This window comes from Campylobacter jejuni (assembly GCF_001457695.1).
GTDB classification, from domain to species: domain Bacteria; phylum Campylobacterota; class Campylobacteria; order Campylobacterales; family Campylobacteraceae; genus Campylobacter_D; species Campylobacter_D jejuni.
The window spans coordinates 952,985-978,808 of the sequence record NZ_LN831025.1; the positions used below are offsets into that span (position 1 = coordinate 952,985).

Annotated in this window: 15 protein-coding genes and 2 pseudogenes; 3 read left to right on the plus strand and 14 right to left on the minus strand. The window is 26.2% G+C overall.

Features of this window, described 5'->3' with window-relative positions; translation table 11 throughout:
* Positions 1-236: 236 nt before the first annotated feature.
* The gene (locus tag AT682_RS04960; protein WP_002883326.1) at positions 237-1,133 is read right to left on the minus strand and encodes a DUF6685 family protein; all 897 of its coding nucleotides are present in this window, start codon (positions 1,131-1,133) and stop codon (positions 237-239) included.
* Between the two features lie 659 nt (positions 1,134-1,792).
* Here AT682_RS04960 and AT682_RS04965 point away from each other — a divergent pair.
* The 3 genes from AT682_RS04965 (at position 1,793) to AT682_RS04975 (ending at position 2,709) form a co-directional block, all read left to right on the plus strand.
* Positions 1,793-2,026, plus strand: coding sequence for a hypothetical protein (locus tag AT682_RS04965; RefSeq protein WP_002883553.1), 234 nt, complete (start codon positions 1,793-1,795; stop codon positions 2,024-2,026).
* Positions 2,027-2,308, plus strand: coding sequence for a type II toxin-antitoxin system RelE/ParE family toxin (locus AT682_RS04970; protein WP_002883551.1), 282 nt, complete (start codon positions 2,027-2,029; stop codon positions 2,306-2,308).
* Between the two features lie 125 nt (positions 2,309-2,433).
* On the plus strand, positions 2,434-2,709 hold the full coding sequence (locus AT682_RS04975) for a hypothetical protein (protein ID WP_002883305.1): 276 nt from the start codon (positions 2,434-2,436) through the stop codon (positions 2,707-2,709).
* 29 nt (positions 2,710-2,738) lie between these two features.
* Here the strand turns inward: AT682_RS04975 and AT682_RS04980 are convergent.
* The 13 genes and pseudogenes from AT682_RS04980 to AT682_RS05045 all read right to left on the minus strand — a co-directional run bounded on the left by AT682_RS04980 (position 2,739) and on the right by AT682_RS05045 (position 25,796).
* Positions 2,739-5,384: pseudogene (locus tag AT682_RS04980) on the minus strand (conjugal transfer protein TraG N-terminal domain-containing protein).
* 671 nt (positions 5,385-6,055) lie between these two features.
* Positions 6,056-6,859 (minus strand): hypothetical protein, encoded by an 804-nt coding sequence (locus AT682_RS04985; protein ID WP_002883137.1) that lies wholly within the window; start codon positions 6,857-6,859, stop codon positions 6,056-6,058.
* Between the two features lie 22 nt (positions 6,860-6,881).
* Entirely contained in the window at positions 6,882-8,165 is a 1,284-nt protein-coding gene (locus AT682_RS04990) for a hypothetical protein (protein WP_058207852.1), read from the minus strand.
* Positions 8,166-8,175: 10 nt separating this feature from the next.
* A pseudogene (locus AT682_RS10010) lies at positions 8,176-11,673 on the minus strand (hypothetical protein).
* Positions 11,670-13,043, minus strand: a complete 1,374-nt coding sequence (locus tag AT682_RS05000) for a hypothetical protein (protein WP_079754349.1) — start codon at positions 13,041-13,043, stop codon at positions 11,670-11,672. Before AT682_RS05000 ends, AT682_RS10010 begins: the two are co-directional and overlap by 4 nt.
* Complete coding sequence (locus AT682_RS09850) at positions 13,033-14,331, minus strand: hypothetical protein (protein WP_002868010.1); 1,299 nt, start codon at positions 14,329-14,331, stop codon at positions 13,033-13,035. The genes AT682_RS05000 and AT682_RS09850 overlap by 11 nt, the downstream gene beginning before the upstream one ends.
* 1,027 nt (positions 14,332-15,358) lie before the next feature.
* Positions 15,359-16,588: a DUF5710 domain-containing protein gene (locus tag AT682_RS05015; RefSeq protein ID WP_002883461.1), complete on the minus strand. Its 1,230-nt coding sequence runs from the start codon at positions 16,586-16,588 to the stop codon at positions 15,359-15,361.
* 118 nt (positions 16,589-16,706) lie between these two features.
* A complete protein-coding gene (locus AT682_RS10015) occupies positions 16,707-17,375 on the minus strand; it encodes a hypothetical protein (protein WP_050552837.1) in 669 nt (222 codons plus the stop codon).
* Positions 17,376-17,489: 114 nt separating this feature from the next.
* On the minus strand, positions 17,490-17,903 hold the full coding sequence (locus AT682_RS05025) for a type II toxin-antitoxin system VapC family toxin (RefSeq protein ID WP_002883459.1): 414 nt from the start codon (positions 17,901-17,903) through the stop codon (positions 17,490-17,492).
* Positions 17,900-18,772: a replication/maintenance protein RepL gene (locus AT682_RS05030; RefSeq protein WP_002883458.1), complete on the minus strand. Its 873-nt coding sequence runs from the start codon at positions 18,770-18,772 to the stop codon at positions 17,900-17,902. The genes AT682_RS05025 and AT682_RS05030 overlap by 4 nt, the downstream gene beginning before the upstream one ends.
* Before the next feature lie 978 nt (positions 18,773-19,750).
* Entirely contained in the window at positions 19,751-20,554 is an 804-nt protein-coding gene (locus tag AT682_RS05035) for a hypothetical protein (RefSeq protein ID WP_052854253.1), read from the minus strand.
* 22 nt (positions 20,555-20,576) lie between these two features.
* Entirely contained in the window at positions 20,577-21,863 is a 1,287-nt protein-coding gene (locus AT682_RS05040; protein WP_058207853.1) for a hypothetical protein, read from the minus strand.
* 18 nt (positions 21,864-21,881) lie between these two features.
* On the minus strand, positions 21,882-25,796 hold the full coding sequence (locus AT682_RS05045; RefSeq protein WP_002883509.1) for a hypothetical protein: 3,915 nt from the start codon (positions 25,794-25,796) through the stop codon (positions 21,882-21,884).
* Positions 25,797-25,824 lie beyond the last annotated feature (28 nt).

Below are 25,824 nucleotides of genomic sequence, written 5' to 3' on the forward strand. Positions count from 1 at the left end.
ACTATAATTAAAGCGTATTAAGTATGGCTACTCTTTCGGTTATAAGAAGGAGGCATGATGAGTAAGATCATTGAGTTTTTAGTTCTTGTCTTAGAATTAATTAACGAGATAATCAAACTCGTTGATTATCTCACTTAAAAAACCGAAATAATTATAAATAAACCACGCTTAGTCTTAGCTTAATACAATTGTAACAAAAAACATTGAACCGAAAGAGGCGTGGCTTTTGGTTTGCATTATTTTGGATTTGAATGCTTTTTTAATTCCCTATTCCAATAAAAGAAATACTTTGAATCTAGTTTATTTAGTATATTTAAAATAAAATTATTTATTTTATTTTTTTTGAAAACTATTGCATATGTCTTATCATTATTTAATTTGTAATTTTTATAATCTTGTGCTGTAAAAATTTGATTAAATAAAGAATTTATTTTATATATATTATCCTCATGGGTTATAAAAATTTCATACTCTTCTAAAAGTTTTTTTAAATTATATTGATTTAATTTTTCTATTTTTATCCTAGCTTTAACTTTATATTTATCTTGGTTATTCCTTAAGTGGTATAAAGCAACCGCAAAATGATGAGAACCATTATGATTATTCCATTCATACCAATCAGCCCACTCATAATAAGTGAATTCTAAAATTTTATCTTCTTGAAAATGTTTAATACATGACTGTAAATCCCATCCACCCTTTTTATTTAATGCTCGAAAAGTATCAAAACCAAATAAATAAATTATATCTCTAGGATCTATATTAGATTCATATAAATTAATATTAGCAAAATAATTAGTTTCGTTGTTAGATCTTGAGCAAGAAATTGATTTTACAACTCCTAAATCAAAATCATCTATTTCTTTATATTCATCTTGTTTAAATAAATTGCTAAGTAAACCAATAAAATCATCTTGCTTTTGTAGCCATTGTCCATCTTTAATATATACTAATGAAGATTTTATATAATATTCATTCAACTTTAATAACTTAATTATACCCCCAGAAAACGAGAAGCAATTAATATTATCATTCCAAGAATAGTTTAGTTCTTTTAAATCTAAATTTAATAATTCAAACAATACCTTTTGAATGCGATAGTTTTCCAGATACAATTTTATTTTTTCTAGCACTTTATTCCTTCAGCCACCAATAAATTAAGCCTTTCTATATTAATTATATAAAAAAAAGCTTTTGATATAATTAAACATTAAAATAAACAAATCATTAAAAATCTAATATTAATAAAATCAAGACAATCAATGCAATTAATTTTATAAAAACTACATTCATGATAAATCTTAAAAAATATTTTTAAACTATTCCTGAATATAATTCTTGCTATGTTTTAAAAATTATTTAGTTTAGAAAATTTTATAAAGGTTTTAACTATGAAAGAAAAAGAATATAGCATTGTGAATAATTTGCTTAATCTTGATTTTAATAAATGTGAAAATATATTTTCACTTCATGAATTAATAAAAAGAATTGCGACTATTGTTTTGTAAAGATGGTTCTAATGCTAGAAACAAAATAGCACATGCAAGATTTTCCCAAGATGCATTTGATGGGTATTATAGACTAGCGGATTATATGTGGATTTTTTTGATGGTGTTTTTTATTAAAAACCATAACAAAAAATAATATATTATATATGTCTGCATTTTCCCAAGTCAAATAAAAAAGAAATCCGTTTCAAACCCCTAAAAATAGGCATTTTATAGCATAAATACTTGCAAAAATTATTAAAAAATGGTATTATCATGTTAATAACTTTAAAAAGGAAATTATAATGCACACTATAACCATTACAAGTGATGATATTGATTTTATAAAAAGTTTAGAATGTTTGTCAAAAAATGCAGGAGCTATTTTTAAAATTTCTAAAAATGATTTAGAGGCTACTTTGGATAATTATGAAGATAATCGAACCATAGATGAAATAAAAAAAGAAGCTGAAGAAACTTTATTACACTATAAACAAGGAAAATTATCAGTAACTCCATTAGGTAGCGAATGGCTGTGAATGAAAATTGTGGAAAGTGATAAATTTAAAAAAGAACTTAATAATATTTTAGCCTTTATTGCTAAAGATAGTGTGAGTGCAAAAAATTATTTTTCAAAATCTTTAAAAGATGCTATTTTGTGTATTGACAATATGCCTTATAAATTTCGAAAATCTACTCTTTTTAATGATGAAAACATAAGAGATTTTATCTTTAAGAAATATGTCATTCCATATTATATAGATTTAAAAAACGATAAAATACTTTTAATTACGATTTACAAAAATAACCTTGTCAAATAAAAAAAAGAACCCCATTTGAACCACTAAAAAATAGGCATTTTATAGCAAAAATACTTGCAAAATTTATTAAAATATGGTATAATTTTATTAAAAATATGAATAAGTTATAATTGAAAGGAATAAAGATGGATAAAGCGCACTTAATTATTTATTTAGCAGTACTTGCATCTATTGTTAGTGTTTTAATAACTTGTTGTCTTTTGTATTTAATCAGAGATAGGTTAAGCAAATTGTTTTCTAAAAATACATTATTGAAAATCAAGAAGTTTTTAAAAGAGAATTTTGAAGATACTGATGACTCATTAAGATCACGCTCGTCAATTTTTGAAAGTGATTATATTAATGATCCAAAATATAGCTTTATGATAGGAAATATATACTATACTACTAATCGCCACTAAGCCTAGTTAAAACTAGACTCGGTGCATTATTATTTATAAGCATCATTGATTTTTTCATTTCTTTCTTCTATAGCAGTTCCTGTTTTAAATTCAGCTGCATTTGCTGCTTTTTGAATTCCACCTGCTAATCCTTCTGATTTAACATCATTAGGGGCATTTCTTGTTGCCATAAAGCCTTTTTGTCTTGAATTTAAATCATCTATGGCTTTATTGTGATCAGTCATAACACCTCTTGGATCATGATAATTGTGTTTTGATTGTCCAAACAATCCATTTGAATTGACATTAGAATCTACTCCTGCGTAATGTGATAATCCTTGCATATCCCCTCTTGCAGCCATATTTTCAACAGCATTCACAGCAGAAGCCACATTTTCTTTACTAACTACGCCACCATAATTTTCATTGATATAGCCTTGAACGATAGATGAGCCACCATCATAACCCACTGAATTATTAAGTGTTTTAGCTTCATTATAGCTATCCATAGAACTTTTAATACTAGCAGAATTTGTAACATTTCCTGTTTTAAGAAGATTGTTAAATGAAGCACTTGCATCTCTATTTTTGCCAATTTCATTAGAAAGACTTTCGTTAAAGGTTTTATTAAATGTTTCTTTTTGATCTTTGCTTAGATTTTGATACCAAGCTTCAGATTCTTGAGAATTTGTAGATAGTTCCCCACTAACACCGAAACTAATTCCAACTTTTCCACTTATAATATCATTATAAGCTTGTTTTACATCCACACCTGTTGCTTTAGAATAAGCATTAGCTAAAGCATGTTGCGTTGCATTAGTAATAGCACTTCTATCATTTTCTGATAAGGCTAAGCTATCTCCTTTTCCACTAGCAACTTCTAAAGCTCTTTGAGATAGGTTAGAATTTTGAATCACATCACTTAGAGCGTGTGCTCTTGTTTCTAAATTGCTTGCAGTCATACCCGCATTTAAACCTTTAATAGAAGCATTACCTATAGAACCATTAGCATTGATTACAGCTGAACTTCCTGTCATATTATCTTTAACTAATTCGCCACCATGTTGCATATCTCTTGTTCCCATAAAACTTCTACCGCTAACACCAAACGAAGATTGAAGAGTATTATAACCTGCACCCACAGCCCAAACTTCATCTCCTCTAGGAGCAGCAATGCTAGTTTGTGTAGATAAGGCTTGCTGATTTGCAAAGCTTCCAGCAGCTCTTGAAGCACCTGCTAGAGCTTGAGATAATCCAGAAGCAAAAGTTACAAATCCTTGTTCACTTGCTTTAGCTATAGCATAAGCTAAAACAGGAGTACTCATTACAAGATAATTCATGAAATTTGATCTATTTGCTACTTCTTTAAATATAAGCATATTATCTCCTAAGCTTAAAGCTGCTTTTCCACCTGTTATTACTTGTGCAACATTCATAAGATTAAAATCATTTAGATAATTAATAATACAAAGTATAGGAGTCCAAAGCACTATCCAAATACATAGAGTAAAAAACATCTTAATATGAGCGTAAGAGCCAAATACAATAGAAAGCAAAGCAACAAGCCAAGATAAACCTATAATAATAGCTGTTAAATAAGCTTTAGCTAAAGGCAAATAAGTTTGTGCCATGTGTCCTTGTGCTTGCATACTTGCATAAAATTGCTGATCCGCATAAGCAGTATTTGCAGCCACAGAAGCAGGATTTAATCCTACTGATTTAGCGGTATTAATGATTGCATCTTGAGAAGCAAGCATTATCATGGATTGCTGTAAATAAGATCTAGCACTTACAGCTTGTTCATTATAGATTTGTGCAGCGCCTAAGAACTTTTGCTCATAATTTGCCATATCATCTACCATACCAAGCAAAGCAGCATGAATCTTCATAGCTTCATCTGTATCTTTTTTAATCATTTCAACGATTTGAGGACCTGCATCAGAACAAGGCACAACACTTTGTTCTTCAATATTATTGTTATTTTTAAACAAAGGAGTAAGCTGAGAGCCATTGCCTATGTTTGTGAAAAGATCTTGCATTAAATTATCAGAGTTTTGAAAAAGATTTCTACCTTGTTGATTAAGCAAGATACCTACTGAAACGCAGTTTCTAAAGTAAAAATCAATATTTTTTTGCAAAGTTGCATCAATAGCCGAAAGCTTTACGCTTGGCAAAGTACTCATCACTTAAAGTGAAAAACCTAAACCTGCGTTAGAAAAATTTGTAGATTGTGGAGTTGAAAAATGTTTTTCCATAGCTTCTAGGATAACCTTCTCAAATTGTGTCATTAATGCAAAGCTTTTTCCTATGCCTATAGGAATTTGAGAAATGACATAATCTTTACTAGTGACTTCATCGTAAATCATGAAGCGGTGATTATTGTCATTTGGTGCTTTTAAAAACATGTACCAGACTACAGCAAAAAGTACAAACATTTTTCCAAATTCAAACACAGGGTTTGTTTGTCCATCCATTGCTTTTTTAATACTAAAAAGTAATAATGAAATAGCTAAGGCTGCATTAACGATATAATCTGTTTCAGTGGTTATTCCTTTAACCGCTTGCATGATTTCATTCATCACATCGCCATAACCCCAAGTATAAATTAGATTGCTATTAGCTATGTTTGTAGCACCAAATAAAAATGAAGGTGTAAAAAACAAAGTGCTAAAGAATAAAAAGTAAAATCTTTTCATGGACTGTTTTAAGAAGTTAAAGAGTTTATTTGGTATAATTATAAAAGGGTGCAACGCCAAAGGGCTGCAACCCTTTAGCGTTAATTTACCGCCCAGAAGGGAGGTGAGCTTAATGCTAACAAAAATTATCCTTATAATTATACTCTTAATGCTTTGCTATGTCAAGGCTTATTGAGTATCCCCTGCTTTTGCAGGGTTTAGGATAATCCCTTTGGCTTACACTAAACAAACTTTTAACTAAACCCTATCTTCCTTTCTATTGATTTATTTTCTTTTTTAATTTATATTTTTCTTGCTTATGCTAAAAGATAAGATTCAATCATAAATAAAATATATTAAGAAGTCAAAGAATTTGTTTGGTATAATTGCATTAAGGGTTTTGCCACAAGGCTGCAACCCTTTAGTGTTAATTTACCGCCCAGAAGGGAGGTGATTAAATTGTCCAATAAAATTATAGTAATTATTATACTATTATGTATAATAGTTGTCAAGTGTTATTAATACTTGATTTCCCCTTTTAAAGGGAAGCTATAATTTCCCTTTGGCTTACACCGAACAAACTTTTAACTAAGCTTCTCTTCTTTCTATTGAATTTCTATATTTTTTTATATTTTTATTTGAACTAAATAATAAACTTAACAAGATTTAAATTTACCAAATCTACTATCTTTTTATTTCAATCTCACATTCATAATCATATTAGATAAAAAGATACTATCTTTATCAAAGTCTTTTGAGTTATATTCATTTTTTGATTGTATATTTTGCATAGTTTGCATTAAAGTTGAAAGATTATATAAACTTAAACTTTCTAATATATTTATGAGTTCTATCTTACTCAAAGTATTAAAATCATTTAACAATCTAAGATAATTACTTATAATAGAAGAAGAGTGAATACTATGAAATAAAATTTTATTTTTTATATCTTTTTTAATAAAAAATTGATTATTTTTTATATAAAAATAACTTCTAAAATGATTATTGCTTATTATTTGATTATAAAAACTTAAAAGACTTTCTTTGCTGTTTAAGTCTATAAAATTAAGATAAAAATTCTTTTCTTCTAAGGCTAATTTTAAAGCATTAAGATTCGCAAAAGAAGCATTAAGATTTTCATTATTTTTTAAAGCAAAAACGATATTTTCTTGTTCTTGTTTTTGGGTAATAGCATATTGTAATAAAGGATTTTTATAATGTGTATCGCTATTGATTAAAACATTGATATAAAAAGCTTCTTTGCTTTTTTGAGTTAATTGAAGCAAAGATAAAAGTGTAGAAGGGATATAAAAAGAATCAAGCTTTAAATTTAAATACTTATCATAAGTATTTATATAAGTTAATTCTTGACTAAAATCCAAAGCTTGTTCTTTTAAATTTAAAAGCATTGTTCCACCTAATCCTAATAAAGCTAGATTTTTGAAATTCTCTAAAGCTTTTCTTTTTTCTAAATCGATTTGAAGTATTTTTTGCATTGTTTTTCCTTTCTTTTGTGGTTTACTCTTTGATATTATGCTCTTTAGCATAAGCTCTTATCTTAACTCGAAGTTCTTGCGGAAAATTATATCTATATATGGCAGGAATTCTTGGATCAAGGAGTTTGTCTAAATATCCTCTTTTATAAATCCATTCCAATCTTTCAGGGGTAAAATAATAAGGGGCATTAGGATAGCCTTGAGGAGGAGTTAAGGCTGCTAGTTTGGCATGTAATATTAAAGTATCATTAAAAAGTTGTGCACTTTCTTCACTCCGATCATTTGGAATATCATAACCATAAGCATTAATCATACCATTAGAATACCCATCCATATAACGATCAAATTCTCTTCTGCTTTCATAAGTAGAATCTATATCCCTTGGATCTTTTATTTTACCCTCAACTATATCACTTCTTAAGGCTTTATATATATCCCCAGATTCATCGCGAGCAATTCTATATTTATTATAATCAATCACCCAATCTACTCCCATAATCTCATCTATAAAAGGAAGCATACCAAATTCATCAGGTTTTAAAGTCTTAGCTAAGGTTTTAATCTCTTGTTCTCTTAAAGGATTTTTATGCACTCCTACTAAACCACTTCCTACAGCAATATCTGCATAACCATAAATAGCACCTAATAAATTAGGTTTATCTAATATACTACTTCCTCCACTTAATTGTATATAAAGTATAGTAGCTTGGATAAATCTTGCATTAAAACCATTTTGAAACATATCATTAGCTAGGTATTTATAATCACCTAATATTCCTGCTGCCATACCCCATTCATTATGAAATAAACTTGATCTTAGATTATGTTTATTATCATCTACTATTTTATATAATTTTTCATATTTAGGATCTACATTTCCTTTTTCATCTACAGCTCCTATAGCTTCATAAGGTATATCTATAACAACACTTCTTATACCACTTCTTATAACTAAATATTTATATCTTTCTTTTTTAGTTTTTAAAGATTTATAATAAGCTTTTTCTGCTTTAGTCCAAGGAGCTATGCTTCCTTTGATAGGATCTTTTAAATATATGCTTTGCCAATCTTTAAATTCAAGCAAAGTAGAACTTTGCCCTGTGTAAAGATTAGGATCTAAATATCTGGGTTGATAGTCTTTGTAAGGGGAGTTTTGTTTGATATTGTGTGCTTCAAACAAAGCTTTGGAATATTCTTGGGTGTATTTGCCTACCTTAGCTCCCCCATCATATAATAAAATTTTATTTGTTTTTTCTACATCTAATATAAGTCCATTAGGTGTATAAATCTCGTAAGTTTCACTCATTTTTATCCTTTCATCCTATATATAAACCATCTTCCATGATTATAGTTGTAGCTAGTCTGCCTATGAATTTATTAGAATAATCTTGTATTTTACCAATATCATCACTTTCTTCCACACCATCTTCATTTTTACTTTCATCTTTTTTCTTTTTTCTTTTTATCCCCTTATACATCACTTCTAAATTATGTTGTCCTATGGCTTCTAAATTTTCCATCAATCTTCTTGCCTTTTGCCTATCTTCTATGAACTTACCTCTTTCATCTTGAGTGGTATTATAAATCCCATTTGCATATTCATATAAAATTTGTATAGTATCATTATAAGCTAAGATAGGGTGTTGTTTTATCACTGGGTGTTGTATTTTATACTCTTCTTTTCTTTGAAAATGCTCTAGCTTATATATATTACAATTTCTAAGTTCTATATTGTTTTTTTCAAAAAATTCCATATCATTTAAGATATATTTGCCTTCATTGATTTTATCTTCCATAAAAGCACTTCTTTTTTCATCTAAAATAATATAAGATAAAAGTCTTTTTAAGGCAAATTCCCTAGCTTCACTTGAAGTTGTAGCACAAGCAATACTAGGATAATAATTAAGCCCACCCGTGCATAATAAAGAACCAAAAATAAACTCAGATAAATCAAAACTCATAAATCTAGAATTTATCAATAAAGGATAGGTTAAGTATTCTTCTTTTTTTACAGCTAAAGGAAAATCATAATTGTAAGTAAATTTTTCATACATTAGTTTTTCATATAAAATTTTCAATCTTTCATAATTTGTAGGCAAAAGTGTATCAATAAAAGATCCTACTAAATTTTTTAATATATCCACGCTCAAGTCTTTACTCATTTTAATAGAAAAATCAATAGCTAATTGTTTTTTTACTTTTGATATCAAATGAATTTGCTTAGCTTTATCCAATCTTGAAAAACTCTTTGACTTTTTTAATTCACTTGCATATTCTAATTGATTAAAATAATAATAATTTGTTCCTATTTGATATAAAAAAAGCTTATTGAGTGATTTTTTACTTTTTGGATTAATTTTTATAAAACGCCCCTTAGGGCTAAGCGCATAAAATATCCCTAGTTCTTTAAAAAAATGTGCTTTAAAACTAGAAAATAATTTATTACCATAATACTTTTTATCTAAGCTTGAATTTATAAAAAATAAAATCATTTTTTTAAAAAAATCAGGCTGACTCATAAAAAATTCTGTAAAAGGAAAAAGTTGCTTAATAATATTAAAAAAAGTAATATCTATAGATAATTTTGCAAGTTCATTATCAAGCATAATTTCTTGAATACTTTTATCTGAATCTTTTTTTGAAGGAAGAGTTTTGTCTGTTTGTATATTTTCTTCAAATTCAATCTCCTCATCAAAGCTTTCATTTAAGGTTTTTAAAAAATTTACATAAGTTTGATCTTCTTCTTCGAAATCATTTTCAAACATAGCTTTGGCTAATTCATCTAAATAAATAACTTCATCTTCTTTTTTATTTTTATTTAATTCTTTAGATAAAAAGATATAAATTTTTTTATCATTATCATAAAAATAAATATCATCAGGGATAAATAAGATATACTCATTAAAATAATTTGGTATTTTAATCCTTTGGTAATTAAGTGAAATTTCTTTATCGCCATAATCTGGATTTGGAATTACAATATTTTTAACACCAAGAGAATATTCTTGCGTAAAAGCTAAGTCTTTTTGTAAAACATACAAAGTTAAAGTCAATAAAACAACCGTTAAAGGTGAGTATTTCCTAAAATCTACATTTTCATATGTTTTGGATATTGATGAATCTAACTCAAGAAAAAATTGTATTTGATCATAGCAAGAATTGATATTGTCTAAATAATCATTAAAAAGCTCGACATATTCTTTTACTTTTTCTTTTTCTTTTTCGCTAATTTCTTCCAGTTCTTTAGGCAATTTAAAAAAGCTATCAATATAAGCAAAATCTTGCTTAACTTTTTCATATTCTAATCGTTCGTTTATATATTCTAATAAATAAAGTTTGACCCAAGAATATGTTTGATTATAAAAATTAAAATACTCTTTTATTTTTGATAAATCTGTCCATCAAGTTTCACAAAAGGACAAAGTTGCAACACAAAATCATCTTCCTTTTTAACATCTCTTTCTATAAAATAAGAGCCATAATCTCTTTTACTAGGAAATTGCTCTTTTAACCCAAGTTTTTCATTTTTTGTAAGAGCTTTTGGGCGATTTTTTATTATTGCTCCTAATTTTTTTTGATACAAGTCCTCACAAAGTCCTGCATTGTTAAGCTGTGGTGGATTAGTAATAAGCAAATAATTTTTACCCATTTTGGTTGTATTGATTTGATCAGTATTTTTTTTATCTAGTATCATTTCTACTAGCATGGAAGAATTTAAATCAGGATATTCTGCATAAAAGAAATGATTGAGTTTAGAGATATTTAAATTGATTGCTTTTTTTAATGTTGTATCAAAATTATTTAAACTAGAATTCACTAAAAGTGTATTATCTAACTTTTCATTTTCAAATTTTAGATTATTTTCTAAAAAATTATCAAAAATACCTTGAAATTCTTCATCTAAAATAACTTTATAAAAACTATTTTTATAAAGACTAATAGAAGGTACATTAGAATAAGATGAAAAATCTAATAATACTTTATCATCTATAATCAATACATCAGATAAAATTTCTTCATTGCACAAAGCGATAATAGGATAAAGCTTACTAGTAATAAGCTCTAAAAGTGGATAAGCAAAATCATAGTAATATTTTTGTTCCTTATACTCTTGATACTCAGCAGAAGAATTATAAGCTTCAAATAATGTATTTACAACAAAAACATAAGGATTTTTTTTTGACTAAAGAGACAGGTTTTTTAAGATTGGTTACAGAATCTAATATATTGATAAAAAATTTTGCTATAGCTCTAATAATTTGCTTATATTCATCATCATTAGATTGAGTAATATTTTTTAAAAGTGTATTAAAAAGTGTATCTAGGGTAAGTTGTATCTTTGGTTTAATTTCTTGCTCAAAATAGTTAGATTCTTTGATATTTTTTAATAATATATTTAATTCTTTTTGAATTTCTTTTAAAAAATTTTCAATATTTTCTACATTGTTTTCATCAATAATTTTATTGAGCGTTTTATTTTCATTTTGATTAATTGCATTATTTAAAAATTTTAAATTATTAAAGATAATTTTTTTAATGCTAGATAAATTTTTATCAGAGCTAAATTTTTGTTCTTTTGTGATTTCGTCTTTATTGGCTTGATTTAAATGTATGATTTTAAAAGTTTTTGTATTATCAATTTTAAAATTATCTTCAATAGTATGTAGTGTCTTATACAAAGAATTCTTAGCTTCTTTATATCCATCAAAATCACTGCATATAAAAATAATTTTATTAGCATTTTTGGTAAGATTTTTTAACTCGATTTCTAAATTATGATTTGATGCAATTAAAGTAAAATTTTTTATTTTCATATTTTAACCCCATTTACCACCACAAATTTACAAACATAAAGCTCTTGTTTTCTATCTTCATCTTCTAAGATTTCATCTAGTCCTTGTGCGATTTGAAGTTTTAAATTTTGCATTTTTGCAGGAGCTAAAAAACTAAAATGATATTCATTTAATTCTTTATTATCTTCTAAAGCATTTTTGATGATTTTATCATACTCATGTAGCTGTGTAAAATACCCTGCTCCTAAATCTTTATTTTCAAATTCCTTATAAGCACTTTTATAAGCTTTAGCAATGTTTTTTGGGATAATAAAATAAAGTTTGATTAAATTAGTATCAAAGCTAAGATTTAATTCTTTAAATTCATAATCTTTACTAAAGTCTTGTTTGAATTGATTAAGAATATTTATATCCTCTATATCTTTTAAATCTTTTAAATCTTTTAAATCTATATTAAATTCATTTAAAGCCTTATCTTGTTCTTTTTTTTCATTATTGATTAAAAGATTATAGATAAGTAAATTATCTTTTTGAAATCTATCACTTTTATAATGAAGTCTTATTATAGGCTCTTTTAACTCTATTTGATTTTTACTTTGTTCTCCTAAGCCCTCTTTAGGATCAAAGCTGTGATCAAATTTAAACTTAGTAGGAGTAAAGCTTACTTTTAAAGCAAAGCCTTTATCTGTTTTACAAGCTGAGATGAGTTCTTGTAAGATTACATATTCATTATTGACTTTCTTTTGAGATAAGGATCCTTTTACATTAACAACTTTAGTACAAGGAACACTTACACCTGCTATAGTATTAGGACAAGCTACTATACTAGAGTTTAATAAATCACTTTCTAGCATTATAGGCACACCATCATCTTTAAAAGTTTTTCCTTTGTTTGATTTAAGTATGACTTTACCTCCATGGATACATTCTAGGTTTTGATTTTCTAAAAGAGCATGAAGTTTAGCTATAGCTTGTTTTTTATCTACTTGTGTGGTTTTTTGTTCTTTTAAAGTGTTTGAAATTAAGTCTTTATACTCTAAGCTTTGTTTGCTTAAACATTCTAATTTGATATTTAAAGAATTTTCTATAATAGAATAATTAAGCAAGCAAAGTTCATCATTTTTATAAAAGATGCTAAGTCTTCCTTTGCCACTGCTTTCATCTTTAGGAGAAAAATAATAACTAGGTGTATCTTGTTTTATAGTATTATCTTGATCTAATTCTCCAAAGTAAAAAGGATTATTAGGAAGTTCATTTGAGCCTGTAAGGAGTATACCTTGAAAATAAATTTTAGAATGAGTTAAATCAACATTTTTAGCCCTTAAGACTTCACAATCAATCACTTCTTTATCATAAGCAAAAATTGTTTCTTTTACTTTTTCAAGAGGCATGAATTTTCCTTAAATTTTTAGTCATTTTATGATAACTTAAACTCCAGTATTTATCGCTTTTTTCTCCTGCTAAAACATTAAAATAAAATTCATTTCTATCTTTTTGATATTCTTGTGAGATATTACCATAATCATATTTATGATAAAGCATTCTTGAAAGCATTTCATCTTTAGGTATAAAAATAAAAGGATAAAACTTACTCACACTAAAATTATTATATTTTTGACTCAAATCTAAATCTTGTATCGCAATAGCTTCATAATCATTATCTGCTTTTAAAAGTTTAATTTGTCTATCTTTTCTATCGAAATAAATCAATTCAAAATCGCCTTTTATGCTTGTATTAAATTTTTTAGTGATAGATTCCAAACAAAAATCTAATTTATTATATATACTTTTAAGTTGGGAGGCTTTATCATAAAATTTTTTAATACTTTCATAATATCTTTGATTTTCTATATCTTTTTTACAAAAAGTTTGTATTTTCTTTTCTAAATTTTCCTGATTTACATAACATATATAATTATTATCTAGCATAGATCTAGTCCAAGTAATAAAAGCTCTTGCACCTTTTACACTTTGTAAATTATCATCAATGTTTTGAAATTTCAAAAAGATAGAGTGAAGAGATTTGATCAAGCCAAAGATATCTATCAAATTTCCAGGCACTTTATATTCATCATCAATAAGCTCTATTCCTATATCAGAAAGTTTTTGAATAACCCAAGTAACGCAGTTGTTTTCAAGAAGCTTATAGGTAAATTCTTCATTGATTGGTTCTTTGCTATTAGGTGTAATTTCTTTTGTAGTATTAAAATCATTTTTAATATTTGCAAGTAGGATTTCATATTGTTCTTTAGAAAGTTCTAAAGTGCAACGATTAGAGGGTTTGAAAGCTTGGGGGCTTCTTAGTTTTTTAATAATATAACAATTTTTATCAATATTGCTATCTAATACATATTGGTTATTGTTAAATACTTTGCCAGGAGATCCTATAAGAGATTCTGCAACATTAGCAATTCCAGTTCCAAAACCCCAAAAACCATCATTGAATTCATTAGGTTCTTTAGCTTCATACCATTTTTGATCTATCTTGTCCCATTCTTTGTTTTTAAGATATTCTTGTCTTAATGTTTCATCTGCTTTATCAAGCTCATCAGGACTTTTGCCTTTGGTAAGTCCTAAGAAAGCGTGGGTGAAATCTTCTCTTTGCCAGTAACACTGATTTTTAAAATCCAAAAAACATTCTACCAATGGATCAATATAAATCGTAACATAATATTTCATTTATAAAATCCTCCTAATAACTCAAATATATATACCATAGCCACTAAAAAAATATATCCACATAAAAAAGTTATTAAAATTCTCCAAGCTCTTAAAAAGATAAAAATTACAGGTGCAAAAATAAAAAATAAAATTTTAAAATTATAGATAAACTCATGATATTTCATATATATAAATATTAATATCACAAGCAACAATAATGCAAAAAAATTTTTAATATAAAGCATATTCAATATAAAAATAAATAACATAATAAATAAAATAGTGAATTGATCATAATTGTTACTGATATAAAAATATACCATAGGAATGATAAAAATCCCTACACTACACACAAACCAAGCAATTTGCCCACTTGATATATTGTCTATTCCTTTGCTTTCTAGTTTTTCTTTGAGTTTAGAATAAATAGGAATTTGCAAATTTACTCCTAATATAGATAAATTGTTTTATTATAACCAATCTACTTAATACTTTTAATTAATTTAAATTCTTTGTTTTTAAGATATTCTTGTCTTAATGTTTCATCTGCTTTATCAAGCTCATCAGGACTTTTGCCTTTGGTAAGTCCTAAGAAAGCGTGGGTGGAAGTCGATTTGCTTTATGCTTTCACCCAGGGTTTGAAAAAGATCATTCATTTATATTTTCTCTACTTGTTCCATAAGTTCTTTTGTACTTACTTGTGGTTTGTAATTAAATGATTTAGAATAACTTGAAGCATTTGCACATTCTTTGATTTTAGATTCTAACTCTGTAGCATTTTTTGGATCTTCATAGTATTACATACTTTTTTGGCTCTGAAGAGCAAGCAGAAAAAACACAAGCAGTAACTATATTTAATAAACTAGTTTAATTAAATTTTGCATAAAAGTTCTTTTTTTCTATAATTTTATATATATTTATAGTAACTATAATATACTAATATTTATTAATATATAATAAAATTAATTTTAAATAATAATATTATTATATAATATTTCACAAAATAATTATAAGAAATAATTATTTTTTATTTTAATATGATGAATTATCTTGTTATATCTTTTTGAGATATTGTTTTTGTAGGATTTTCAAAGGTATTAAGCTTATTATGAAAATCAATAAAATTTAATTGTTTTTTGACTTCATCAAGCCCTTTATTTAAAAAAATGTCATTGAAATCACTTATTCCTTGTTCTGCTTCTTGATTACTGATTTTTGGAATAATAACTTTAATATCTGAAAATTTTTGTTGAATTTCTTTTGCAGTTTCCACGCCGACATTAGAAAGACCTTTTAATTCTCTTTTTTTATCATTATCGGCTATTAAGGTAATAGGAGTGTTTTGAAATTTGTTTTTTAGGGTTTCAACGATTTTTGATAAGTTTCCAGCATCTATACCCATTATTACAGGCTTATTGAGTGCTTTGTATATAGTTGCAGCAGTAGCAAAGCCTTCTGCTATGATAAATTCTTTGCAATATTCTAGGTTTTTTGCACCTATTAGGTGAAAACATCCAGATTTTTTTGCAGAATATTCAATGCCTTGCTCTTTTTCTTCTTTAGTTTTAATTACACCAATAATTTTATCACCATTTGGGAATATTCTTTGCACAGACCATAATTTGCCATTTTCATCTTTTAAGGGAATAAGTAAAGAACCTTTGTTATCCTGCTTAAGATAAAAGTTTTCACTAAAACCTTTTTTCTTTAAATAAGGATGATTTGAATGAGCCCAATTAGCTTGATTATATTCTTCTTCAATTTTTAATGCTGTTTTTTGCTGAAGCTCTAAAATGTCTTGTTTCGTATTATTGCTTGTAGAATTATGTAATCTTTTTTGACTAGGAGTTTGATAACTTACAATGTTTTGTTTTGCATTTTCTAAAGGCATTTTCCAATTTTCTTTAATACCTGTTTTAAAATTTTGAATAAAACCAGCAGGGTATTCATCTAAAAATCCACTATAAGCTCCACTCATTTCTCTGCCTTTATCTGTTGTTGTTTTTACTCTGTGGATTTTGCCATCCATGATAGGTAAGCCTTCAATAATTAAACCTTGATTTTCTAAAGCAGATTTAAAAGTAGTTAAAACTTCATTTTCATCAAATGAAAATTCTTTATTTTGGTGCGGATAAAGCCATTGTGAGAAAATATTTTTATCTAAGCTTTTTGGAGCAAACCATTTTTTTTCTTTATCATCCCACATTGCCCCTAATGATTTTACTTTTTCTTTGTCTTTAAATGGAACATAAAGATAAATTCTTTTTTGTGGCATCGTATATCCTTTTAACTTTGTTTAATGTTTTGTCAGTATAATTACAATGAAATTCAAAGGGCTTCCTAGTAGCCCACCTTTTAAATTCGAGGGACTCCTTGTGTCCCATTTTTTAATCTTAACAATATTCCAAAATTTTTTCGTTAAAAGTTTTAATTAAATCACTTAAGAAAAAATCTATTTTTTGCGGATCTACTCCTATATGTGTGTTTTTAATCTTTGTTGTTAATCTTGGGTAATGTTTGCCATTTTTTTCTGTTGTTTTTAAAATATTTTCCCAATGATAACTTCTATTTCTTAGATTTTGTAATAAGCTAAGAACTATATCCACTTTATATATATTTCCAAAGTTTCTTTTTTTACCATTTTTTAAAAAGAAATTTCTATTATATTGATTGTAATTTCTAAAATTGATATTTTTTAAATCCATTATAGAATCTTGCATTCTATTTTCTTTAATAAGATAAATAATAGTTCCTAAGCTCATACGAGAAAGATATTGATGATGAGATAAAATTCTATTTTTTTCCCTATGCTCAATTTCTTCTTTGGATTTTTTAATCTTTTCATCATTAGAGTTTTTTATCCAATCATTATCTTTCTCTGATAATTTATTATCTAATTTATTTCTAAGAATAATTTCTAATGTAGCAATTTTTGGAGTGATTTTTCCTACAAGTTTAAGATTATCATAATGCTTTACAATATCATCATTATAGGAAGATAATCTTATCTGCGATAGCAGCTCATGAAATTTTACCTTATTTAGTGATTTTTTTGAATATATATTATTTTATCTATATAAAATAATATATATTCTACTATGTTTTTATTTTTTTTCATATTATCCTCTAATTTCTGAATATTTTAAATATCTTAACACGAGATAGATGAAATATTATTATATGTTTGTATCACCATATCTTTTTATAGGTATTTTTAAATTTGGAAAATTTTTATCCATAGTATAAATTGCACAGCAATTTTCTTTTTCTGCACAAAAGTATTGCAAATAATCTTCAAAATCACCTTTATTCTGCAAATGAAAATCACAAGCCATATTAATAACACTTGAGCCAAACGATACTATTTCAAAATATGGGTTTGTTATTGTGCTTTTAAAAAAAGACATAAGAGCTGGTAGCTTGTTTTTGTCTATTAAATAGGCAATAGTTGAAATCATATCTTCAGAAAATACGATTTTTATTTCATTTGATATTAAAAAATATATTAATTGCTTAGCTTGCTCATTATTTACCCTTATTTCATCAAAAAAATCAATAAAAATATTTGTATCAAGAAATACTTTTTTCATATATTACCCTCTTTTAAATCATTCTCTAAAGATTCTTTTTTCATTTCTTTAACTGTTTTGCTCGGATGAAAAGCTCCATTAAACATACCTGCAAATTTATTAATAAAAGCTTTTGCATTTTGTTCATTTTTATTTTCAACAAAAAGAGCAGGTTGCTCTTCTTTGTTATCATCCACTTTAACATCAATTATTTCTTCTTTTGGATAATCTTGATCGTTGTCTTTTTCAAAAATAATAACTTGATTTTCTATTGTATTCTTATTTGAGGCTATTTGTTTGACTTCCTCAATAACATAATTATCTGGATTTTTCTTAACCTGTTCAAATCCTTCATATTCACTCTCAACTGATATTTCTTGTTTAAATTCTAAATTATCAAAATCAAAAGTTTTAACAACAGTTTGTCTTAATTTTTTAAGATCTTTAAAAGAACCTTTGCCTATGATCTGCGGATTCATAATATATGAATTTGAACCTATGATATCATATTCTTTTCTTTGTTCTTCTGTTACTTTAAAAATAACTTGCTTGTCTTCAAGTTCTTTTATTGCACGATAAACACTCGACTTCCCTAAAATCTTTTTACTTTCGAAATAATGAACAAAATCGCTATTATAGTTAAAGACATTTTGGTAATTTAAATTTTTAACCATCATCAAAACAACCCTTAAAGCAGGATTTGAAAGATTATCAGTAAGAAAACTAATGTTTTCAACAAATAATTTAATAAAATCATCTTTAGTTTTTTCTCTTTGTAAAAAAGAACTTATTACGGTAGTAACTTCTCCAGTTGTAGCATCAATTTTTTCCTGAACACTACTATATAATTTTTTAGTATCTCTATTCTCTAAATTAACTATTTTTGCCATTATTAACCTTTTCCCAAAAAATAAAATACATTATAACACATTTTTCCCAAAAAATGATAATTTCCCAAATAAAAACACAAATTATAATTCATATGATGAAATTTATTAATTATTTTGGGAAAAACTACTTTTTAATTTTTTTCCACCACGAGCAGTTTTTCTCCCACTGATGGGAAAGTCAAAAACCTTTACAAACAGCTATTTTATAGATATTTAGAAGTATTTTTCATTTAACCTTTTTTTAAAAAATAGTTTTTGTCTTTTTTCTTATCTTCTAGATTATCTATAGCTTTATTATTTTAGATATTTTGAGTTTCTTTATAAGCTTTTAAAAATTCTAAGAAGCAGTAAAAGTGTAAGAATAAATGAAAACAATTTAGAAAAATCTTTCAAAGATATTTCATTAAATGTTGAAAAATTATCTAAAGAGCTAGAAAAAATAATTATTAAAAATAATAAAAGAGTTTAATGTCAAGACTCAAAATCTGGTAAGGGCAACCTTGTGTCGGTTCGAGTCCGACCTCAGGCACCATTTGTTTTTTACTCTCAAGTGTTATTTTTTGGCAATTTATATTAAAATCTTAAAAAAAGAGTTTTTATATTTTCAAAAATAGCTTTCTGATTATACTATGTAAGTTTTATAATATCTTCTAAAGCTTTGAAAAATCACTAGGAACTTTGATAATCAAATTTTCATTTTTAAGTTTAATTTCTTAAATAATAGGTTTTATTATCATAGGAAAAACTTTGGTTTAAAAATACTTTTTTTTAAAAAATGCATAGTCTTTATAGAAAAAACTTCTTGATAAATTTTATTTAAATTTATATCTACTAAAATTCAGTTGCATTCAATTGCATTACCCAAATTCTTTAAATTTTCTCTCTTGTATTGCTTTTTTAAAACCTTGCTATTTTTTCAAATTAATTGAAGATGTATATTTTCATTAACAAATCACACCTGCTAAATCTACTATCTTTTTATTTCAATCTCACATTCATAATCATATTAGATAAAAAGATACTATCTTTATCAAAGTCTTTTGAGTTATATTCATTTTTTGATTGTATATTTTGCATAGTTTGCATTAAAGTTGAAAGATTATATAAACTTAAACTTTCTAATATATTTATGAGTTCTATCTTACTCAAAGTATTAAAATCATTTAACAATCTAAGATAATTACTTATAATAGAAGAAGAGTGAATACTATGAAATAAAATTTTATTTTTTATATCTTTTTTAATAAAAAATTGATTATTTTTTATATAAAAATAATTTCTAAAATGATTATTGCTTATTATTTGATTATAAAAACTTAAAAGACTTTCTTTGCTGTTTAAGTCTATAAAATTAAGATAAAAATTCTTTTCTTCTAAGGCTAATTTTAAAGCATTAAGATTCGCAAAAGAAGCATTAAGATTTTCATTATTTTTTAAAGCAAAAACGATATTTTCTTGTTCTTGTTTTTGGGTAATAGCATATTGTAATAAAGGATTTTTATAATGTGTATCGCTATTGATTAAAACATTGATATAAAAAGCTTCTTTGCTTTTTTGAGTTAATTGAAGCAAAGATAAAAGTGTAGAAGGGATATAAAAAGAATCAAGCTTTAAATTTAAATACTTATCATAAGTATTTATATAAGTTAATTCTTGACTAAAATCCAAAGCTTGTTCTTTTAAATTTAAAAGCATTGTTCCACCTAATCCTAATAAAGCTAGATTTTTGAAATTCTCTAAAGCTTTTCTTTTTTCTAAATCGATTTGAAGTATTTTTTGCATTGTTTTTCCTTTCTTTTGTGGTTTACTCTTTGATATTATGCTCTTTAGCATAAGCTCTTATCTTAACTCGAAGTTCTTGCGGAAAATTATATCTATATATGGCAGGAATTCTTGGATCAAGGAGTTTGTCTAAATATCCTCTTTTATAAATCCATTCCAATCTTTCAGGGGTAAAATAATAAGGGGCATTAGGATAGCCTTGAGGAGGAGTTAAGGCTGCTAGTTTGGCGCTTAATACTAGAGTATCTCTATCTAAAGCAGCTTGTTGTTCACTCCAATCATTTGGAGTATCTACATCAAATCTTGTTACCATTCCATTTTCGTATCCATCCATAGCATCATCAAATTCATTTCTACTTTCAGGAGTAGAATCTATATCTCTTGGATCTTTTAATTTACCTTTTTCAATATCATTATATAAAGCCCAAATGATCCTGCCTTCTTCATCATAGGCAAAATCATATTTATTTAAATCAATCACCCAATCTACTCCTATAATCTCATCTATAAAAGGAAGCATACCAAATTCATCAGGCTGTATAGTTTTAGCTAAATCTTTTACTAATTTAGCCCTTAAAGGATTTTTATGTATCCCTGCCATACCTATACCTATTTCTAAAAGATTATCGGCATAATTATAAATTCCTCTTTTTATACCTAATTCTTCATATCCTCCACCTGTGAGTTGAATATATAAAATAAAACATTGTATCATTCTGGCATTAAAGCCATGATTTTTAGAACGCACAAAATATTCAGGTTTTCCTAGTATTCCTGCTGCTATACCCCATTCTTGTCTAAAAAGAGAAGATTTTAAGGTTTCTTTATTATTGTTAACTTCATCATAAATATAGGCGTATTCTTCATTGATTAAATTTCCTTTTTCATCTACATTAGCATAAGCATCATAGGGTATATCTATAACCACAGATCTTAATCCACTTCTTATTGCTAAATATTTATATCTTTCTCTTTTAGTTTTTAAAGATTTATAATAAGCTTTTTCTGCTTTAGTCCAAGGAGCTATAGCTCCTTTTATAGGATCTTTTAAATAAATACTTTGCCATTCTTTAAATTCAAGTAAAGTAGAACTTTGCCCTGTATAAAAGTTAGGATCTAGGTATTGGGGTTTATAGTCTTTGTAGGGGGAGTTTTTCATAATATGATAAGATTTAAAAACCGCTTTGGAATATTCTTCGGTATAGTTGCCTGTGGGCTTAACATTTTCTTTAAAGAGTATTTTATTGGTATCTTTTTCCACATCTAATGTTAATCCATTAGGTGTATAAATCTCATAAGTCTCACTCATTATTTATCCTTTCGTAATTTATCCCATATATAAACCATCTTCTATGATTATAGTAGTGGCTAGTCTGCCTATGAAATTAGGCGGAGTTTTTGTTTCTGATGTGATATCAGCATTTGCACTTGCTTTGCTAGTGTTATTTTCTCTTTTGCCTATAGCTTTCAAGCTTTCTTTATTTTCATTTATCCCCATATACATAGCCTTAAGATTGTTTTGTCCTATGATATTGAGTTTTTCTAGTAATCTTCTGGTTTTATTTTTATCTTCTATATATCTTCCTGTTTTATCTTTACTTGTATTGTAAATTCCATTAGCAAAATCTTGTAAAATTTGTAAAGCTTCATTGTAAGCTTGAATGGCTGTTAAATTGATTTCATCATTAACTTCTTTATAATACTTTTCTAATGCAGTATTTTTTAGGATATAAATTTCAGATTTAATGAGTTCTATACTATTTAAACTTTGATTAAAAAAAGTATAATCATCTCTTTCTTGTATAGTTTCATTTTCATCTTTTGTTATCCTTAAAGCGGATCTTTTCTCATCAATAATCAAATAAGATAAAAGTCTTTTTAAAAGAAATTCTTTATTTTCTTCAAGCTTTTGATCTATTTCATAATGAAAGGAAAAATGAGTGTCAAAAACTCCTGTGCAAAGATCTATGCCATAAAAAATTTTCTTTAAATCAAAGCTAATGAATTTCGAATTGATTGCAAAAGGATAAGTTATAAAATGATCTCTTATAACCGCTAAAGGAGAATCATCTTTAAAGGTGTAAAGCTGATAAACAATGCTTTCATATTGTTCTTGTAGGGCTTTAAAATTTGTTGGAAAGAGATAATTTAAAAAAATACCCACAAATTCTCCAGTCACAATAGAAGCAAGGTCAAGTTTATTTAGCTTAGCATAAGTATAAATAGTATATTTTTGAGTTTGTATATCTATGCTATGCATAAGAGCAATTTTAGATATATTGCTTTCTTGATTAGAGTATATAAATAATTGCTTCATATATTTATCACTCCAATAAATCTTAATTTGTTTTTCATTAAAGTATTCTTTTATCTTTGTGATAAATAGATTTAAACCGGATGTATTTTTTTGTATTATTAAATTGGATTTTATCTCTTGTGCTAAAATCATTTGGATTTTAGTATGAATTAATTCTTTTTCTATTTGTTGCAAGCGTGCTTTTATTATTAAATTAGATTTTATGTGTATATGATATATACTATTCTTTTTTGGAGGTGCAAAAATACCAAGCTGTTCTTTAAAAAATTCTTTAAATCCTTCTTTGTTTATTTTAATACAAGCTTGAATAACATATTCTATTGTTTTTAAAAAATTAAAATCCCACAACATTTGAGCTGTAAAGCTGATAAAAGGACTAGCACTTAATAAAATTTTTAACATTGCATAAGTAAATATTTCACTTGTTTTTTGTTCTTTTGCCTTATTTAAATATTCTTTTCCATACATCTGTTCCAAAAGCTTTGATAAATCTGATATTTGTTTCTCTATATCCATCCATGCAACAAAAGCTCGTTGCGTTTCTTCGTCTAAATTCATAAATTCTTTAATGCATTTTTGTTCATCTAAATGATACATTTGCTTTAATTTGATTATTTTTTTATCTAATGTATTTGTTGTATCTAAATCTTTTGATAATTCATTAAAAAAATCATCTATAGTTATCGAACTATCATTTTCCACAAAAGAATAATCTTTTTTGTCAAGTATTTGTAATAATTGCGATACAACTTCATATGCTGTAATATTTGTTGGCTCATTATTTACATATATTGGACATTCATCTGTCCATAAAACATAAGTTTCCTCTAAGTATTTTATATATACAAAATTACTGCCTCCATATTTTTTCAAATCCAAATTGATATTTGGAAAAATAAGCTTAGCTTGATACAAGACAAATGAAATGAATAAACATTCCATTAAAGAATAGTTCCCAAATGAAGATTTATCCGATTTTTCAAAAAACTCTTTTTTCAAAAAAGTTAAATATTGATGAGCTATCTTCTTTTCTTTTTCTATGATGGATTCTTTGGCTTCGTTTTGTTTAAAGAATTTTTTGATATAAAAATAAGGAAGCCATTTTTTATCATTTATTTTTTTATTGTAGTCAATATAAGCTAAAATGTTTATTCGTTCGCAATGTCGTAAATTTTCCGTCTTTTTTACTATTTCTATCATTGGCTCATTTTCTGATATTGCTAATTTTTCTTTAGCTGTTTTTGCGAATTCTGGTAGCTTCTGCGGTGTAGCAACAAAATTTGTTAAATATTTATAAACCTTTTGCATATCTTCATAAGCTTTTTTACTATTCTCATAAGCTTCTTTGGATATTTTCACAAAAGGGCTTAATTGTAAAATATAAGGTTCATTTTCATCTTGTGGCATTTCTATGCTATATTCGCTATAATCTCTTGTGCTGTCATAAGTTTTTTTTGAAGTATCAATATTTTTTTTAATTCTTCTGTATTTATCTTGTATATTATAATTGGCGATTTCTTGAGTTAAACTTTCACTAAGTCCTGCATTGTATTTATTGGGGATATTTGAAATAATCAAATAATTTTTACTCATTTTAGTTGTATTTAAATCTATTTGTGCATTTTGATTTTTTTGTGCGAAAAATTCAGCTAGTTTACTTGAGTTAAAATTTGGACTTTCTATATAGGAAAAATAAATAAATTGTTTAATATCTTCTTGCAAATTCTTTAAAATAGCATTGTTTTTTAAATACAAATTAGATAATTTTTGCGTTGAAATGAAAGCGGGTAAATTGCTCGATTTTGAATCATTGGGTGTATTTTTATACCCCTTGTCTTTTTGTTCTGAGTTTAAAAAGATTTCACTAAAAATATTTTCAATGCTTTTTATTTCTTCGCTTAAAGTGATTTTATAAGCCAAATTCGAAGCGATATTGCTTTCATCACTTCCAAGATATAATCCAAAACCACTTAAATCAATAATTTCTTTTTTATCAATAATTAAAACACAAGATAACAAGCGAGAATTAATATAATGAATAAACATAGCACATCTAGTGGCTAAAAATGCGGCTAAAGGCGTTAAAAGTGTGCCATAATCTCTTTGAGCAAATTCATAATACTCGCTTGCAGAACCCATTAAAGAAAATAAACCAGCAGCCAAAATAGCTAATCCTGCCCCACCTGTAAGAACAGCTACCACTGTGGCTATTGCAACACCCGCTATAGCACTTAGTATGATTTTAATTTTTTCATATTCTTTTTCTTCGGCAAGTTTTTTAATGTGTTCTAACAACTCATTGATAAATTTTTCATAAGTATTTTTTAAAGTGGGACTTATGCTATTTTTGAAAAAATCCGATTCTATGACATTTCCAATCTTTTCTAAAACTTTTTTCTTAAAATCATCAAATTTCTCACTGCTTATATCATCAGGATCAATGTTTTCGATTAACTCGTCTAAGGTTGTTATATCTTCAGAATCTTTGGCTAGTTCTTTTAAAGTATTGATAAATTCGATACAAAGATTATTTTTATCTGTATGATAAAAAAGATTAAAATCTTTACCTTGTTTCTTGTCTTGAATTTCTTCTTCTAAGTCTTCTAAATAAACTTTAGTGCAAATTTCACTGCTTGATAAATCTTTTAAATTTACATTTTGTCCAGCATCAAGCTCATTAAGGGTATGGATATTTATTTCTATATTATTGTGATTATCGCAAGTTTGTTTTAAAATTTCTAGTATTTCCATAGTCAATATTTGATTTTTAGATAGCATTTTTCTTTGATGAAAATCAATATTTTTTAATATAGCGTGTAGAATAGAAAAATTAGGATAAATAAAATCAATCTGTTTAACTTCTTTATTGTTGATTGTTAAATTTTTAATAGTTTGAATTAACTCTGTTTTAGAACTTATAAACATAAAAGATTCCTTATATAAAGCATTATTA